At 68.6% G+C, this 15,659-nt stretch carries 14 protein-coding genes; 6 read left to right on the forward strand and 8 right to left on the reverse strand.

Annotated features, from left to right (window positions below; translation table 11 throughout):
- Positions 1-108 precede the first annotated feature (108 nt).
- Both tsf and rpsB read right to left on the reverse strand, forming a co-directional pair.
- Entirely contained in the window at positions 109-1,047 is a 939-nt protein-coding gene (tsf, locus tag AC1ROD_RS09145) for a translation elongation factor Ts (protein ID WP_492947948.1), read from the reverse strand.
- A gap of 105 nt (positions 1,048-1,152) precedes the next feature.
- Complete coding sequence (gene rpsB, locus AC1ROD_RS09150; RefSeq protein ID WP_492947949.1) at positions 1,153-1,998, reverse strand: 30S ribosomal protein S2; 846 nt, start codon at positions 1,996-1,998, stop codon at positions 1,153-1,155.
- 189 nt (positions 1,999-2,187) lie between these two features.
- Between rpsB and AC1ROD_RS09155 the strand changes: the two genes are divergently transcribed.
- From AC1ROD_RS09155 to AC1ROD_RS09165, 3 genes are all read left to right on the forward strand, one after another.
- On the forward strand, positions 2,188-2,763 hold the full coding sequence (locus AC1ROD_RS09155; protein ID WP_492947950.1) for a hypothetical protein: 576 nt from the start codon (positions 2,188-2,190) through the stop codon (positions 2,761-2,763).
- Complete coding sequence (locus tag AC1ROD_RS09160; protein ID WP_492947951.1) at positions 2,724-3,056, forward strand: hypothetical protein; 333 nt, start codon at positions 2,724-2,726, stop codon at positions 3,054-3,056. Before AC1ROD_RS09155 ends, AC1ROD_RS09160 begins: the two co-directional genes overlap by 40 nt.
- 373 nt (positions 3,057-3,429) lie before the next feature.
- Positions 3,430-4,671: a S41 family peptidase gene (locus AC1ROD_RS09165; RefSeq protein WP_492947952.1), complete on the forward strand. Its 1,242-nt coding sequence runs from the start codon at positions 3,430-3,432 to the stop codon at positions 4,669-4,671.
- Positions 4,672-4,751: 80 nt separating this feature from the next.
- On the opposite strand, the gene AC1ROD_RS09170 is transcribed toward AC1ROD_RS09165, so the two are convergent.
- The 3 genes from AC1ROD_RS09170 to dnaE form a co-directional block, all read right to left on the reverse strand.
- Positions 4,752-5,363, reverse strand: a complete 612-nt coding sequence (locus tag AC1ROD_RS09170; RefSeq protein WP_492947953.1) for a DUF4142 domain-containing protein — start codon at positions 5,361-5,363, stop codon at positions 4,752-4,754.
- A gap of 82 nt (positions 5,364-5,445) precedes the next feature.
- Positions 5,446-5,955 carry a DUF3224 domain-containing protein gene (locus tag AC1ROD_RS09175; RefSeq protein WP_492947954.1) on the reverse strand — a complete coding sequence of 170 codons (510 nt, stop codon included), beginning with the start codon at positions 5,953-5,955 and terminating at the stop codon, positions 5,446-5,448.
- Complete coding sequence (dnaE, locus tag AC1ROD_RS09180; RefSeq protein WP_492947955.1) at positions 5,955-9,452, reverse strand: DNA polymerase III subunit alpha; 3,498 nt, start codon at positions 9,450-9,452, stop codon at positions 5,955-5,957. Before dnaE ends, AC1ROD_RS09175 begins: the two co-directional genes overlap by 1 nt.
- Before the next feature lie 248 nt (positions 9,453-9,700).
- Here dnaE and AC1ROD_RS09185 point away from each other — a divergent pair, with 248 nt between their 5' ends.
- Positions 9,701-9,817, forward strand: a complete 117-nt coding sequence (locus AC1ROD_RS09185; protein ID WP_492947956.1) for a hypothetical protein — start codon at positions 9,701-9,703, stop codon at positions 9,815-9,817.
- A 36-nt stretch (positions 9,818-9,853) separates the two neighbouring features.
- On the opposite strand, the gene smpB is transcribed toward AC1ROD_RS09185, so the two are convergent.
- Positions 9,854-10,339, reverse strand: a complete 486-nt coding sequence (gene smpB / locus AC1ROD_RS09190) for an SsrA-binding protein SmpB (protein WP_492947957.1) — start codon at positions 10,337-10,339, stop codon at positions 9,854-9,856.
- A complete protein-coding gene (gene dapA, locus AC1ROD_RS09195) occupies positions 10,339-11,232 on the reverse strand; it encodes a 4-hydroxy-tetrahydrodipicolinate synthase (protein WP_492947958.1) in 894 nt (297 codons plus the stop codon). Before dapA ends, smpB begins: the two co-directional genes overlap by 1 nt.
- Before the next feature lie 112 nt (positions 11,233-11,344).
- On the opposite strand from dapA, the gene AC1ROD_RS09200 reads away from it, so the two are divergent.
- Entirely contained in the window at positions 11,345-13,438 is a 2,094-nt protein-coding gene (locus AC1ROD_RS09200) for a lytic transglycosylase domain-containing protein (protein ID WP_492947959.1), read from the forward strand.
- Positions 13,439-13,444: 6 nt separating this feature from the next.
- Here the strand turns inward: AC1ROD_RS09200 and AC1ROD_RS09205 are convergent, their stop codons facing one another.
- Positions 13,445-14,101, reverse strand: coding sequence for a TetR/AcrR family transcriptional regulator (locus AC1ROD_RS09205; protein WP_492947960.1), 657 nt, complete (start codon positions 14,099-14,101; stop codon positions 13,445-13,447).
- Positions 14,102-14,209: 108 nt separating this feature from the next.
- Between AC1ROD_RS09205 and AC1ROD_RS09210 the strand changes: the two genes are divergently transcribed.
- Positions 14,210-15,646 (forward strand): glycosyltransferase, encoded by a 1,437-nt coding sequence (locus AC1ROD_RS09210; RefSeq protein ID WP_492947961.1) that lies wholly within the window; start codon positions 14,210-14,212, stop codon positions 15,644-15,646.
- Positions 15,647-15,659 lie beyond the last annotated feature (13 nt).

Raw genomic sequence — 15,659 nt, forward strand, 5'->3', positions numbered from 1 at the left:
GCAAACGCCCCTTCGCCGCAGCAGCGCCGCGAAACGCAAAAGGGGCCGGCGATCGCTCGCCGGCCCCTTCCGTGGTCTTCGGATGAACCGAGGACTTAGCCCAAAGGCTTAGCCCTGCATCATCGAGGCGACTTCGGTGGCGAAGTCCGGGCCTTCGACCTTCTCGACGCCTTCACCCAGGGCCAGGCGCACGAAGCCGGCCAGGTGCAGGTTGGACGAGCCGAGGTCCTTGGCCGTGTTGGCGACCAGCTGCTCGACGGTCACGTCGGGGTCCATGACGAACGGTTGCTTGGACAGCACCACGTCCTTCTGGAACTTGTTGATCTGGCCTTCCACGATCTTGGCGATCATGTTTTCCGGCTTGCCTTCTTCCTTGGCCTTTTCGGTCAGGACCTGACGTTCCTTCTCGATGGCGGCGGGGTCCAGGTCGTCGGTGTTCAGCGACAGCGGGGCGGTCGCGGCGACGTGCATGGCGATCTTGCGGCCCAGTTCACGCAGGGCGGCCTTGTCGCCTTCGCCTTCCAGGGCGACCAGAACGCCGATGCGGCCCAGGCCCGGCGAGACGGCGTTGTGGACGTAGGAGGCGACGACGCCTTCCGACACGGCCAGACGCGCGGCGCGACGCAGCTGCATGTTCTCGCCGATGGTGGCGATCATCTGGGTCACTTCGTCCTGGACGGACTTGCCGTTTTCCAGAACCGCGCCGTGCAGGTCCTCGACCGAACCGTGCTCCAGGCCGTGAACGGCGAACTGGTTGGCGGCGTTCTGGAACAGCTCGTTGCGGGCGACGAAGTCGGTTTCCGAGTTGAACTCGATGGCGGCGCCGATTTCGCCCTTGCCCTCATCGCGCGTGGCGACGGCGACCAGGCCTTCAGCGGCGACGCGGTCGGCCTTCTTGGCGGCCTTGGACAGGCCCTTGGCGCGCAGCCAGTCGATCGCGGCGTTGATGTCGCCGTCGGTCTCTTGCAGGGCCTTCTTGCAGTCCATCATGCCCACGCCGGACTTGGCGCGCAGTTCCATCACGAGGGCGGCGGTGATCTCAGCCATTGTATAGCTCCTGGGTATTCGTAATGCGGTAACGGCCGGGCTTGGTTAGCCCGGCCGTGTGTCAGTTCAACGCACGGCCTTTGTTTAAGGCCGCGGTAGAGGGCCTTAGCCCGCGGCTTCTTCGGTCTGGGCGGCTTCCAGCTCGGCGGCGACACCTTCCGTGCCGGCCGGGGCGGCGTCGGCTTCAACCGGAGCCGAGGCTTCGGCCAGCATCGGCTCAACCGGGTTTTCCGAGGCGCCCAGGTCGACACCGGCAGCGCCGGCGCCGGCGGCCAGGCCGTCCAGGACGGCGTCGGCGATCAGGTCGCAGTAGGTCTGGATGGCGCGGGCGGCGTCATCGTTGCCGGGCACCGGATAGGTGATGCCGTCCGGATCCGAGTTGGTGTCCAGGATGGCGATGACCGGGATGTTCAGCTTGCGGGCTTCCAGGATCGCGATCGCTTCCTTGTTGGTGTCGATCACGAACATGATATCCGGGATGGAGCCCATGTCCTTGATGCCGCCGAGGGACAGTTCCAGCTTGTCCTTCTCGCGACCCAGGGTCACCAGTTCCTTCTTGACCCGGCCTTCGCCGCCGCGCTCCATGATGCCTTCCAGCTCGCGCAGGCGGGCGATCGAGCCCGACACGGTGCGCCAGTTGGTCAGGGTGCCGCCGAGCCAGCGGTGATTCACATAGTACTGGGCGCAGCGCTTGGCGGCTTCAGCCACCGGGTCCGAGGCCTGGCGCTTGGTGCCGACGAACAGGACGCGGCCGCCCTTCGCGGCGACGTCACGCACGGCCACCAGAGCCTGGTGGAACAGGGGCATCGTCTGCGACAGGTCGATGATGTGGATGTTCGAGCGCGCGCCGAAGATGTAGCGATCCATCTTCGGGTTCCAGCGGTGCGTCTGGTGGCCGAAGTGAGCACCGGCTTCGAGCAGGGTGCGCATGGAGAATTCAGGCAGAGCCATCTTTGGAAGTCCTTTTTCCGATTATTCCGCCGCAGACGGTGAAAGAGCCGAATGGCCCCTCGGAACGGCCCGGACCGGGATGTCTCCCCGACCCACGCCACGCCTGCGTGTGAAGTGGGCGCGGATGTAGGGGGATTGGAGGCAAAAGGCAAGCCGCATAGGCTCCCTTCCTGATCGGAGCTCCTATACATGCTTCTGCCGCCCCTCGCCCTCCTCCTCGCCGCCCTCTGGCCCGCGCCCGCACCCGTTCAGCACGACCCCGCCCTCGCGGCGCGGTGCGAGGTGGCCCGGTCGGTGATCGCGGAACGGCTTCAGGGGCGAGAGAAGCCGGTCATCATCACTTCCGACGCCGGCTTTGGGGACAGCAAGATCAGCCTGACACAGTTCCTGCTCGGCTGGATCCGGGACCAGAAGCCGCCACGCGATCTTGCGGCCCGCTTCCTCGCCACGCCGAACGTCGATCTTCTGGCCTCCTGTCCTGAACTGACCCGGACGCTCGCGCGCGACGGGGTGGAGTTCGGCGACGAAGCGGTAACTGCGATGATCCAACGCGGACGCGACGCCGAGGGCCGCATATTGATGGTCTATTCGTCCGACATTTTCTCCTTCTCCCTCCCTGTGATCAGTGCGGACGGCCGGTCGGCCCTGATGCATTCCAGCGGGGTCTGCGGCGCCCTCTGCGGCTCGGGCTTCGTGACCTGGTTGAAACGCGACGCCGAGGGCCAATGGAAGGCGCAGAGTGGCCGGACCAGCTGGGTTTCGTGAGGGCCGGCGGCGACGTCGTCACGACCTGCCCCGACCTCGCCGCCCGGCTGGGCGCTCTGGGCGTCCGCTTCGGCGATGACGAAGCCACGAAGGCCCGGGTCGAGGCGCCCGACGGGACCGTGGTCTATGCCTTCTCCCTGCCCGTCCTCAGCACCGAAGGCCGCGAGGCCATGGCCTATGCCCATTATCTCTGCGGGGTCCGCACCTGCGGCGCCGGCGTCTTCTTCTACCTGCGCCGAGCCGATGACGGATCATGGACGGTCGCGGGCGGCAAGCCGGCCTGGATTTCGTGAACGGGCTACCACTTACCAACGGTCCAACCGCAGGTAAATCAAAGGCCTGCGGCGCTCGCGCCGCAATCGGTCCGGCACCCGTCCCCACCGTGCTAGACTGTGCCCGAACTATCGTCTCTGGTCTTTGACATCCACGAACACCTGCACACGCGTGCACTCCGAGTGCAAAAGTATCACCGGCTATGCATCGTTTGAATTCAGAGTCTTGCAGGCGAAACCTGCGCTGTGACTTTCAAAATTGCACTTTTTGCACCCGCTTTTTTTGAGTGCATTCTGCCGCTGCTGACAGCCCGCGGCCCGCCTGACGAAAGCGTAACTACCGGTCGCCGCCGAGCCCGGTTACCCAAAGGTCGTCCCGCTCCGGAGCCGCACCTTGCACCCCGCTTTTTCTGCACCCGCCCGATTTTCCTTCCCGGTTCTGGCTGCCGCTCTGGCCGCCCTCTGCCTCGCCTCAGGCCCGATCGCCGCCCTCCCCGCCGCCGCCCAGACCCCGGCAGCCCAGACCGCTCCCGACGCCGCCGCTTTCCGGGAGGACGCCCTGTCGATCCAGCCGCTGATCGACAGCCAGTACGCCTACCTCGACCGCTTCCCAGGCGGGGTCATGCCGATGACGCCGGAGCTCAAGGCCGAGGCTGAGGCCGTCTCTGACAGCCGGTCCCTGCTCCGCTACGCCGAACACGCCCTGACCGCCCTGGCCGACCACCACGCCATCACCGGCCGGTCGTTCAGCGACGACTGGGCCATCGTCCCCACCTACGGCGACCTCTGGATCGAGGCCCAGGCCAGAGACGGGGGCGCCGACTACGTCATCACCGCAGTCCGCCCCGGCTCCCCAGCCGAGGCCTCGGGCGTCCGGCCCGGTGACCGCCTGACCGCCGTCGGCAAGACCCCCACGGCCGCCGCCGTCGCCGCCTTCTGGAGCCCTCTGGGCCTGACCGCAGAGGGCGAGCGCGCCGCCTGTGGGGCCCGCGTCCTCGCCGCCGGCCGCCGCGATCGGCCCCGCGAGCTGACCTTCGACGGCCCCGCCGGAGCCCGCCGCCTCACCCTGCCCAACCTCTACGTGGGGGCGGTCGACCGCCCGCCGCTGGACGTCCGGACCGAGGGAGACGCCCTGGTCATCCGCTTCAACGACAGCCTGGGTCAGGACGGGACCGTCGCCGCCTTCGACGCGGCCATGGCCGCCGCCCGCCCCGGCCAGCCCATCGTCATCGACCTGACCGACACCCCCAGCGGCGGCAACACCGTCGTCGCCCGCGCCGTCATGGGCTGGTTCGTCAGCGCCCCGACCGGTTATCAGGTCCACAACCTACCCTCCGAGGAGCGCGAGACCGGCGTCCCCCGCCAGTGGGTCGAACAGGTCCTGCCCCGCCCCGGCAAGCATCACGACGGCCCGGTCTCGGTCCGCGTCAGCCGCTGGACCGGCAGTATGGGCGAGGGCCTCGCCATCGGCTTCGACGCCCTCGGAGCGCGGGTCACCGGCGGCCCCATGGCGGGCCTGCGCGGCGCCGTCTCGGACCTGACCCTGCCCCACTCGGGCCTCGTCCTGAAGCTCCCGACCGAGCGGCTCTACACCGTCGGCGGCCTGCCCCGCGAGGCCTTCGTCCCGGCGCCATAGGGGCCCAGACGCAGGAAGGGCGGCCCCGCAGGACCGCCCTTCCGCTCTCTCCCCAGAGACCTGTCAGCGATGCCCGAGGGTCAGTGCATCGCGTCCAGGAGGGCCTTCGCCCGGTCGCGGTGCGCCGTGACCTTGGGGGTGATCTCCCGGGCCAGCGCCGCCAGCGTCGGGGCCTCGGTGTTGTCGGCGAAGCCGTTCAGCAGGGTCAGGGCCTCGTCATGGGCCGCCGCCTGCTGGGTCAGGAAGACTTTGTCGAAGTCGGCCGCAGACGCCGCCTTGAGGTTGTCGATCAGCCCCTGACGGCGCTCGTCCAGCGCGGTCGGCAGGGCCACGGTCGGCGCCGCCGTCGGGGCCAGGGCCTTCAGCTTGGCCGAGGAGGCCGTGTGGTCGGTCGTGATCATGGCCGCCAGCGCCTTGACGTCGGCGTTGTCGGACTTGGAATAGGCGATCTTGGCCGCCTCCAGCTCGTACATGTCGGAGACGGCCAGGCCGTTGACGAAGCCGCCCACGGTGTTGGCGCCCAGGGTCGCCGCCGAGGTCTGGCCGACCGCGGTCGAGGTCGCGTCCTGGGCCGCGTTGACGGCGGCGTTCGCGTCGTCGGCGGTCTTGTCCGTCTGCTGCTGGCTGCAGGCCGCGAGAAGGGCGGCGACGGCGGCGGCGGCGAGGACGGGTTTGGCGAAGGTTCGGATCATGGGGTCTCCCTTGGTTGCCGGGGAGAACCGCTGCGGGCGCCGTTCGTTCCCATGTCCGTGACCGGACAGGGACGGCTCGGGATCAGTTCGCCGGCAGGCTGTACTCGAGGTCGTAGCGGTGCTCGCCGCCCTCGATCGTCAGGTGGAAGACGCCTGCGATCCCCGTCAGCGCCCCCGTGCCCGAGCCCGGCACGATGGTGATCAGAAGCTCCTGCGCCCCCTGATCCATCAGCCCCCGGTGGACCAGGGCGAAGGTCCCTTCGCGCCCGTCCAGCGTCCCGGTCACCCGCTCCATCGCCACATAGGCCCCCGAGTTCCCGCCGGCCATGGTGGCCAGCATCTCGCCCACGCCGGTCCCGCTCAGGCCGCCATGGAAGGTCTTGGCCAGGGTCATCCGACCCGGCGCATCGGGCGCGGCGTCCGCACCCGGCTGGACCGGGGTGATGGTCACGTCGAAGGTCCCGCGGGCGTGGCGGGTCTCGGCGGGCGCTTGAGCGGCTTCGGTCATGACGGCTCCAGTCGGGGGTTCGGACGCGGCGGCTCCGGTGGCCGAGGCCAGAATCAGCAGGGCGGCGGCGACCCGTCCGGACATCACGCGTCCTCCAGCATCAGCACGCCCGGCGCGGACTTGAGCGCCCCGCGCAGGGCGGCGTCCATGCGGTAGCGGCCAGGCAGTCGCAGCTCGACCTCGCGGCGCCCGTCCAGCGAGGCGACCAGGGTGATCTCCCCGCCCTTGGCGCCCTTCGACGCCTGCTGCGACCGTTCCAGCCGCGCGCGGATGGCCTCGGCGTCCGTGCCCCGCGCCGAGACGTGGACCCGCATCCCCGCGGTCGACTCGTCGATCAGGGTGTCCAGCCGCGAGGCGTCGTCGCCGAAGAAGCGCACCTCCCCGTCCGAGGACTTGGCGCGGATGCGGACCAGGACCGAGGCCCCGACCTCCAGCACCTCGCGGCACTTCCTCAGCTGCTCGGGCGGGAACAGGCATTCGAACTCGCCGGTCGGGTCCGAGAAGTTGACGAAGGCGAACTTCTCGCCGGTCCGGGCGCTGGCCCGCTCCTGACGGCGGCGCACGACCCCGGCCATCATGAAGGCCTCATGGCCGCTCTCGGCCAGGGCCGTGGCCTCGGCGACGAAGGTCACGCGCTTTCTCTTCAGGGCCGGGATCATGTCCTCCAGCGGGTGGCCGGACAGGTAGAAGCCGACGGCCGAGAGCTCGTGATCCAGCTGCTCGGGCCCGATCCACGGCTCGACGCTCTTGAGGCGCGGGCGGGCGGCGGCGGCCTGATCGGCGCCGAACAGGCTGACCTGCGACGAGGTCCGGTCGGCCGCCACGCTCTGGCAATAGGCCATCAGGACGTCGGCCTGTTCGAACAGCTGGCGACGGTTCGGATGGATGGTGTCGAAGGCGCCGGCCCGCGCCAGCCCTTCCAGCGCCCGCTTGTTGACCGCGCGCGGATCGACCCGCTCGAGGAAGTCGAAGATGTCGGTGAAGCGGCCGCCGGTCTCGCGCACCTCGACCAGATGCTTCATCGCCTCGAGGCCCACGTTGCGGATGGCCCCGAGCGCATAGAGGACCGACCCCTTGCCCTCCTCCCAGCTGACGTCGAAGTCGGCCGAGGAGCGGTTCACGTCGGGCGCCAGGACCGGCACCTCGAACTTGCGGGCGTCCTGGTAGAAGACCGCCAGCTTGTCGGTGTTCGACAGATCGAGCGACATGGAGGCGGCGAAGAACTCGACCGGGGCGTTCGCCTTCAGCCAGCCCGTCTGATAGCTGATCAGGGCGTAGGCGGCGGCGTGGGACTTGTTGAAGCCATAGCCCGCGAACTTGGCCACCAGCTCGAAGATACTGTCCGACTGCTGCTCCGGCACGGACTTCTCGGACGCGCCCTTGATGAAGCGCGCCTTCTGGAAGTCCATCTCCTCCTTCTTCTTCTTGCCCATGGCGCGGCGAAGAAGGTCGGCCTCACCGAGGCTGTAGCCCGCCAGGATCTGGGCGATCTTCATCACCTGCTCCTGGTAGATGATGACGCCGTAGGTCTCGGTCAGGACCTCCTTGAGGGAGGGGTGCAGATAGTCGACCTCGGCCCGGCCGAACTTGCGGTCGATGTAGGTGTCGATCATCTCCATCGGGCCCGGCCGATAGAGGGAGATCAGGGCGGTGATCTCCTCGATGGAGCCGCAGCGCATCTTGCGCAGGGTGTCGCGCATGCCCTGGGATTCCAGCTGGAACACCCCCACCGTCTGGCCCGAGGCCATCAGCTCATAGGTGGTCTTGTCGTCCAGCGGCAGCTGGTTCCAGACCGGCGCCGCGCCGCGCCGCGACAGATAGCCGTGGGCGCGGTCGAGCGTCGTCAGGGTCTTCAGGCCGAGGAAGTCGAACTTGACCAGACCCGCCGGCTCGACCCACTTCATGTTGAACTGGCTGGCCGGGATGGTGGAGCGCGGGTCCTGATACAGGGGCACCAGCTCGACCAGGGGCCGGTCGCCGATGACGATGCCGGCGGCGTGGGTCGAGGCGTTGCGGTAGAGGCCCTCGAGCTCCAGCGCCGTCTCCAGAAGGTTCCGCACCGCCGGCTCGGCGTCGCGCGCCTCCTTCAGGCGCGGCTCCAGATCGATGGCCTGGGCCAAGGTCACCGGATTGGCCGGGTTGTTGGGCACCATCTTGCAGAGCCGGTCGACCTGGCCCAGCGGCATCTGCAGCACCCGGCCGACGTCGCGCAGCACGGCCCGCGCCTGCAGGGTGCCGAAGGTGATGATCTGGGCCACCCGGTCCTTGCCGTAATGGGCCTGGACGTAGTCGATGACCTCTTCGCGACGCTCCTGACAGAAGTCGATGTCGAAGTCGGGCATGGAGACCCGTTCGGGGTTCAGGAAGCGCTCGAACAGCAGACCGAACCGCAGGGGGTCGAGGTCGGTGATGGTCAGGGCCCAGGCGACCAGTGACCCGGCCCCGGAGCCCCGCCCCGGTCCGACCGGGATCGAGTGGTCCTTGGCCCATTTGATGAAGTCCGAAACGATCAGGAAGTAGCCCGGGAAGCCCATCTGCTGGATGATCCCGACCTCCCATTCGAGGCGGCTCCAATACTCTTCCTCGGGGACCGCGGCGGTGACTTCGGTCAGCCGGACCTTGAGCCCTTCGCGGGCCTGGTGGGCCAGTTCATCGGCCTCGGAACGGCCCGCGCCGGTGTCGAACCGCGGCAGGATGGGCGCGTGGGTCTTGACCAGGAAGGCGCAGCGGCGGGCGATGTCGATGGTGTTGTCGCAGGCCTCGGGCAGGTCGGCGAACAGCTCGCGCATGGCCTCGGCGGACTTGAACCAGTGCTGGTCGGTGATCCGGCGCCGGTCCTCCTGACCGGTGAAGGCGCCGTCGGCGATGCACAGCAGGGCGTCGTGCGACTTCGCCTGGGCCTGTTTGGCGTAATAGACGTCATTGGTGGCGACCAGGGGCACGTCATTGGCATAGGCCCAGCGGACCAGCCCCTGCTCCCCCTGCCCTTCGTGAGGCAGGCCGTGGCGCTGGAGCTCGACATAGAAGCGGTCTCCGAAGACCCGGGCCATCTCGGCCAGGGCCGCATCGCCCTCGGCGGTCTTGTTCTGGACATAGAGGGGATCGACCGGGCCGTCGGGACCGCCGGACAGCAGGATCAGCCCCTCCGAATGGGCGACGATCTTCTCCCACGGCACGCCGGGCTCGTTGTCGCCGGCGTCGAGATAGGCGGAGGACGACAGGGCCGCGAGATTGCCCCAGCCCGTCGCGTCCTGACAGATCAGGACCACGGTCGGGACCTTGGCCCAGCGCTCGCCCGCCCGGCCGCCGATGCCGGTGACCGGCAGGGCGCAGGCGATCAGGGGCTGAACCCCCGCGCCCTTGGCCGCCTCAGAGAACTCCAGCGCGCCGAACAGGTTGGCGCGGTCCGCCACCCCCACCGCCGGCATCCCCGCGTCGGCCGCCAGCTTGGGGATCTTGCCCGCCTTGATCGCGCCTTCCAGCAGCGAATAGGCCGAGCGGACCCTCAGATGGACGAAACCCGTGGTGGAGACAGCTTCGGTGATGGCCTGATCCTCTTCGGCAGGCCGGAAGCGACTCATGACGCCAGCAGGGCCGCCTGCCAGACCATCCAGACAAAGCCGCTGCACGATGCAAGCGACAGCATATCCCTGACCAACCGCGACATAGGCTTATCCCCAGACTGTGTGTTCCGGGTATGTTCTATGTTCTGTTTGTGTTCTCGTCAACAGGCGTTCGATAAGCCGGGACAGAACGGGGGACGGCGCGTATGGCTGGCCGCCGACGCCCCGACCCGCCTTCCCGGCGGCAGGCGTTTCGGAGAGCGGTCATGGCCAAGGGTCAGGTGCGCAGCAACAAGGAAGTCCGCAAGCCCAAGGCGGAGAAACCCAAGCCGGCCGTCAGTGTGGGAACCTCGCCCTTCACCCAGATCCCGGGCAAGAAGTAGCGGCCCTGAGGGCGGTCGCGGCCGCCCTCCCCCAACTCAGCCCTTGTCGCGCAGCAGCCGGGCCTTGTCCCTCTGCCAGTCGCGTTCAGCCGAGGTCTCGCGCTTGTCGTGGAGCTTCTTGCCCTTGGCGAGGGCGATCTCGAGCTTGGCCTTGCCGTCGTCGTTCAGATACAGGCGGATCGGGATGATGGTCTGGCCGTCCTTCTGGACAGCCCCGATCAGCTTGTCGATCTGCTTGCGGTGCAGCAGCAGCTTCCGCGGCCGGCGCGGCTCGTGGTTGAAGCGGTTGGCCTGGACGTAGGGCGGGATGTCGGCGTTGATCAGGACGATCTCGCGACCCTCCACCGCCGCATAGCTCTCGGCGATGTTGGCCCGACCCATGCGCAGGGACTTGATCTCGGTGCCAAGCAGCATGATCCCGGCCTCGACGTTGTCCTCGAGGAAGTAGTCGAACTTCGCCCGGCGGTTCTCGGCGATCGTCTTGGCCGTCGAGATCGGCTCCTTTTCCTTCTTCGGCGCCATCAGCTCACGCCGGCGGCGACAAGCGCCGCGTCGATGGCCGGCTTGACCGCGTCACTGGTCGGCACCAGCGGCAGGCGCATCTCTTCCGAGCACAGGCCCAGCTTCGCCAGCGCATACTTGGCCGGGGCCGGCGAGGCGTCGAGGAACAGGGCCTTGTGCAGGCCGATCAGCCGGTCCTGCCAGACGCGGGCGGTGGCGAAGTCGCCGGCCATGACGGCGTTGTAGAGGGCGACCATGCCCTCGGGCGCGACATTGGCGGTCACCGAGATCAGGCCGACGCCGCCATGGGCCAGATAGCCGAGGAAGCTGGGGTCATCGCCCGAGATCAGGTCGAACTGCGTCTCCTGCGAGACGATGTTGGCGTGCATCCAGCTGGCCCGGCTCATGTCTCCGGTGGCGTCCTTGATGGCGACGATGTTCGGGTGTCGGGCCAGGCGCGCGACGCTCTCGTTCGACAGGTCGACGCCGGTGCGGCCCGGGACATTGTAGATGATCTGCGGCAGCTGGACCGCCTCGGCGACCGCCTCGAAGTGGGCGATCAGGCCTGCCTGGGACGGGCGATTGTAATAGGGCGTCACGACGAGCGAGCCATCGCAGCCGCACGCCTTGCCGTGGGCGGCCAGGTCGATCGATTCGTAGGTGGCGGGCGATCCGGCGCCCGCGATGACCTTGATCCGGCCGGCCGCGACACGAACGCACAGGGCGGTCACGCGCTTGTGTTCCTCGATAGTCAGGCCCCCGCCCTCGCCCGTCGTGCCGACGGCGACGACGCCGTGCACGCCAGCAGCGACCTGACGCTCCACCAGGGCTTCGAGCGCGGCTTCGTCCACGTTTCCGTCACGAAGTGGTGTGATCAGGGCGGTGATCACGCCCTTGAACAAGGGGGCGGACATAGGAACTACTCTACCTGCGTGGGAAAGGGGCGACGCGCGCCCGGATCAAGCGGTAGAGGGTAGGTTGCCGGCTTGGCCGCTGCAACCGGGTTGAATGGGGTTTGTTCGAACGATGATAGCGACCAGCCTGGCCGCGGCCCTTGCGATCCTCGCGCCGCTCCCTTCCGCATTGCCGCAGACGACGTCGGAACTGAACACCGGACCCCAGCCCTATTCAGAGGTCGTGGGAACCCCGAACCCGACCAACCAGCCGCGCGTGCTGAGCGCCTCGGACGGCGCCGCCTTCCGCGAAGGCCTGGCGGCGGCCCGCGCCCGCAACGTCATCGCCACCCAGGACGCCATCGCCCGCATCAACGACCAGACCGCGCGCAAGCTGGTGGAATGGGCCCTGGTCGACACCTCGGCGCCGCAGCTGGCCTTTGACGAACTGTCGCGCGACCAGCGGACCCTGGCCGGCTGGCCCCGGGCGGACGGACGCCGCGCCGCCGGCGAAATCGCCCTGGACCGCGCGGGGCTGCAGCCCAACGCCGTCCTCGCCTTCTTCGGCGACAGCAAGCCGACGACCGTCCAGGGCGCGATCGCCCTGACCTGGGCCCTGCAGCAGACGGGCCGCACCGATGAGGCTCGACGGCTGATCACAGACTGGTGGCGCACCCAGTCGTTCGACGACGCCAACCAGAGCCGCATCCTGGGCCAGTGGAGCAACTGGCTCACCCCGGCCGACCACGAGGCGCGGCTGAACATGCTGCTGTCGGGTCCGCACGGCCCGGCGACGCGGTCCATGATCAGCCTGGTCTCGCCGGAGCGGGCGGCCATCGCCAATGCCGTCCTGTCCCTGCGGACCGCCTATAGCCCCGACGCCATCGTCGCCTCGCTGAGCGCCAGCCAGGCGCTGGATCCCAATGTGGTGCTGGAGCGGGTGCGGATCCTGCGCGGCGCGAACCGCGAGCGCGAAGGCTATGAGCTGCTGCGCTACCTGCCGCCTGCCCCGCTGCATTCCGAGGGTCAGAACACCCTCTGGAGCGAGCGCCGCAACTACTATCTCGACGCCCTGCAGGACCGGAACTGGCAGGCCGCCTATGACGCCATGAACGGCCACGGCTTCGCCGGCGGCGACCGCAAGGTGGACGCCGAGTTCTTCGCGGGATGGGTGGCCCTGACCAAGCTGAACGACCCGGCGCGGGCGGCGCGGCATTTCGAGACCCTGCGCACCGTCTCCTCGACTCCGATCACCCAGGGCCGCGCCCTCTACTGGCTGGGCCGGGCGGCCGAGGCGCAAGGGGATCGCAACGGCGCCCAGCAGTGGTACCGGGCCGGATCGACTCATATCCAGACCTTCTACGGCCAGCTCGCCGCCGAAAAGGCCGGCTATACGACCCTGACCCTGCCGGCCGATCCTGCCGTCAGCGCCGCCGACGTCGCCCGGTTCGAGGCCAACGAGGTGGTGCGCGCGATGCGCATCCTCGGCGAGACGGGCGAAATGAGCCTGTTCCGGGTCTTCGCCTACCACCTTGACGACACCGTGCCCGGCGCGACCGACCTGGCCCAGCTGATGGATCTGTCGCGCGCCTATGGCGACGGCTTCGGGGCCATGATGGTCGGCCGCGCGGCCAGCCAGCGCGGCGTCCTGATGCCCGAGCGCATGTATCCGATCCGCATCCCGCCCCAGGTCGGCGGCGCGGCGCCGCTGGAGTTCACCCTGGCCATCACCCGTCAGGAATCCAGCTTCGACCCGCGCGCCCGTTCCGGCGCCGATGCGCGCGGCATGATGCAGTTCCTGCCCGCCACCGCCTCGGGCGTCGCCCGGCGCCTGGGCATGGGCTATTCGGCCGAGCGGCTGTGGGAGCCGGACTACAATATGACGCTCGGCAGCTATCATCTGGGCGAGCTGATGAACAACTACGGCGGCTCGATGCTGATGACGACGGTCGGCTATAACGCCGGCCCCGCCCGCCCGCCGCAGTGGGTGGCCCGTTGCGGCGACCCGCGCACCGGCCCGGACGCCGCCATCGACTACATCGAGTGCGCGCCCTTCACCGAGACGCGCAACTATATGATGCGGGTGATGGAGAATATGTCGGTCTACAAGGCCAGGCTGAACGGCGGTTCGGCGCCGCTGACCCTGTCGTCGGACATTTCGCGCGGCGTGGTTCCGGGGCCGCAGCCCTATACGGCGACGCCCTACCAGCCCTCGGGCCAGCCGTAGGGTCGGTCAGTCCTTGATCAGGCCCGTCAGCAGGGCGTCGATCATGGTCCGGGTCAGAAGGTCGCGCTCGACCCAGCCGAAATAGGGCTTGGTGATCACCAGGGACACCACGCCGTGCGCCCCGGCCCAGAAGACCTGGCCGGCCAGTTTGGCGTTGTCGACGCGCAGCCGGTCCGCGGCGATCAGCTGGGCCAGCAGATCCTCGAAGGTGCGGAACAGTTCGGCGCCCATCTGCTGGGCCGCCGACTGGGCGCCGTGCCGGGCCTCGACCGGACGGGTCAGATAGACCAGCCGATAGGCGTTCGGATTGGTGAAGCCGAAGCGCACATAGGCCTCCAGCATGTGCCGCAGCTTGACCTCGGCGGGCTCATTCACCGCGGTGATGGCGCGGTTCTCGCAGATCAGCTTCTCGAAGGCCTCGCGGCAGATCTCATGCAGGATCTCGCCCTTCTCGGAGAAGTGCATGTAGAGGGCGGTGGAGGACAGTCCGACCTCGTCGGCGATCTTGCGGATCGTCGCGCCCTCATAGCCGTGCTCGACGAAGATGCGCTCGGCGGCGGCCAGGATCTCGGCGCGGCGGACATGGCCCTCGCCCTTGGGCTTTCGCGCGGAACGGCCGGCGGTTTCGGGAGAAGCGAGACTGGCGGTTGGTGCGTCGGACAAGGACCAAACTCCACGAACGGGTCGATTGCATAAACCCATTCGCGGGCAGGCGGCAATCACCTCCCAGCATGGCTTGATTCGAACGCAACCCCAAGTTAACCATTTCCCATGGCGGGGGGCGGACCAGAACGGGCCGTAGGGGGCTGTTCCCCGTGCGAAAGCGCGGGCTGGAGAGGCGTCAGTGTCTTTCAGACCCTGTCGCTGGCTCTTGCTCTGGTTGTCAGCCTCGCCGCCCTGGCGGTCTGGAAGGACACGACGGACTGGCTGATCCTCGGCGTGCAGATCGGGTTCGTGATCCTGGCGGTCTGGCGGATCGCAACCATCCTGATCAGCCGGAACCCCGCCCTCTTGCAGCCGTCGGAGATGATACAGCCGAAGGGCGGCTGGCCGCGTTACACGATCCTCGCCGCCCTGCATGACGAGGCGGAGGTAGTCGGCCAACTCATCGCGCGTCTGTCGATGATCGACTATCCGGCAGACAGGCTGGAGGCGCTGTTGCTGCTGGAGGCCCATGATGCGGCGACGATCGCGGCGGCGATGCGGGCTTCCCGTCCCCACTGGATGCGTGTCGTGATCGTGCCGCCGGGCTCGCCCCAGACCAAGCCCCGCGCTCTGAATTTCGGTCTCGCCCAGGCTCGGGGCGAGCTGGTGACCATCTATGACGCGGAGGACGATCCTGATCCGTTCCAGCTGCGCGAAGCCGCCAGCCGCTTCGCCGCGGAGCCTACGGGCCGCCTCGCCTGCCTTCAGGCGCCGTTGCGCATCCGGCGGCGCGGGCGCTGCGATCACGCCGCCCCCTTTCTGGACCGGCAGTTCGCGGTCGAATACGCGGGGCTGTTCGAGGTCGCCCTGCCCGCGCTCGCGCGGCTGGGCCTTCCCTTCCCGCTGGGCGGAACCAGCAACCATTTCCGCGCCGATGTTCTGGGAACCGTGGGCGGCTGGGACGCCTGGAACGTCACCGAGGACGCCGATCTGGGTTTTCGGCTGTGGCGCGGCGGCTGGCGACTAGGGGTGCTGTCGCGGCCCACATACGAGACCCCGCCGGGCGCGCTCGAGCTGTGGCTGCCGCAGCGGACCCGCTGGCTGAAGGGCTATATGCAGACCTGGGGCGTCCATACCCGCAGCCCGGACGGGCTGGGCCTCAGGGGTGCGGCGGCCCTGATCCTGACGCTCGGCGTCGGCCTGGCCTCGGCGGCGATCCATGCGGTGAGCCTGGCCTGGGTGCTGGCCGCGGGGCTGGTGGCCGCGACCGCCGGCCTGTCCCCGCATACGCCGGTCTTCGGCCTGTGCGTCCTGGTGCTGGGCTCCGCCGCGGCCTGGCTGCAGGGCAAGATCGGGGCGATGCGCGCCCATGTGCCCTATTCCGCGACGGACATGATGGTCGCCCCCGCCTACTGGTCGCTGCTCAGCCTCGCCTTCTTTCACGCGGTCTGGAGGCTGGTCCGGGAGCCCTTCGCATGGGACAAGACCGCCCATTTCCGCGATGCCGAGCCGGAGCTGGAAGAGGTCCTCGTCGCGGTCGATGCTGGACGACAAGCCGCCTGACCCTCTAAGCAGC

The organism is Brevundimonas sp. GW821-FHT12E07 (genome assembly GCF_058807035.1).

What these genes read in the sequence shown, in the direction of transcription:
- AC1ROD_RS09200 (WP_492947959.1), top strand. Translation starts at nt 11,345, where the DNA reads ATGATAGCGACCAGCCTGGCCGCGGCCCTTGCGATCCTCGCGCCGCTC.
- dapA (WP_492947958.1), bottom strand. Translation starts at nt 11,232, where the DNA reads ATGTCCGCCCCCTTGTTCAAGGGCGTGATCACCGCCCTGATCACACCA.
- AC1ROD_RS09175 (WP_492947954.1), bottom strand. Translation starts at nt 5,955, where the DNA reads ATGTCCGGACGGGTCGCCGCCGCCCTGCTGATTCTGGCCTCGGCCACC.
- AC1ROD_RS09160 (WP_492947951.1), top strand. Translation starts at nt 2,724, where the DNA reads ATGGAAGGCGCAGAGTGGCCGGACCAGCTGGGTTTCGTGAGGGCCGGC.
- smpB (WP_492947957.1), bottom strand. Translation starts at nt 10,339, where the DNA reads ATGGCGCCGAAGAAGGAAAAGGAGCCGATCTCGACGGCCAAGACGATC.
- AC1ROD_RS09185 (WP_492947956.1), top strand. Translation starts at nt 9,701, where the DNA reads ATGGCCAAGGGTCAGGTGCGCAGCAACAAGGAAGTCCGCAAGCCCAAG.
- tsf (WP_492947948.1), bottom strand. Translation starts at nt 1,047, where the DNA reads ATGGCTGAGATCACCGCCGCCCTCGTGATGGAACTGCGCGCCAAGTCC.
- rpsB (WP_492947949.1), bottom strand. Translation starts at nt 1,998, where the DNA reads ATGGCTCTGCCTGAATTCTCCATGCGCACCCTGCTCGAAGCCGGTGCT.
- dnaE (WP_492947955.1), bottom strand. Translation starts at nt 9,452, where the DNA reads ATGAGTCGCTTCCGGCCTGCCGAAGAGGATCAGGCCATCACCGAAGCT.
- AC1ROD_RS09155 (WP_492947950.1), top strand. Translation starts at nt 2,188, where the DNA reads ATGCTTCTGCCGCCCCTCGCCCTCCTCCTCGCCGCCCTCTGGCCCGCG.
- AC1ROD_RS09170 (WP_492947953.1), bottom strand. Translation starts at nt 5,363, where the DNA reads ATGATCCGAACCTTCGCCAAACCCGTCCTCGCCGCCGCCGCCGTCGCC.
- AC1ROD_RS09210 (WP_492947961.1), top strand. Translation starts at nt 14,210, where the DNA reads ATGGCGGGGGGCGGACCAGAACGGGCCGTAGGGGGCTGTTCCCCGTGC.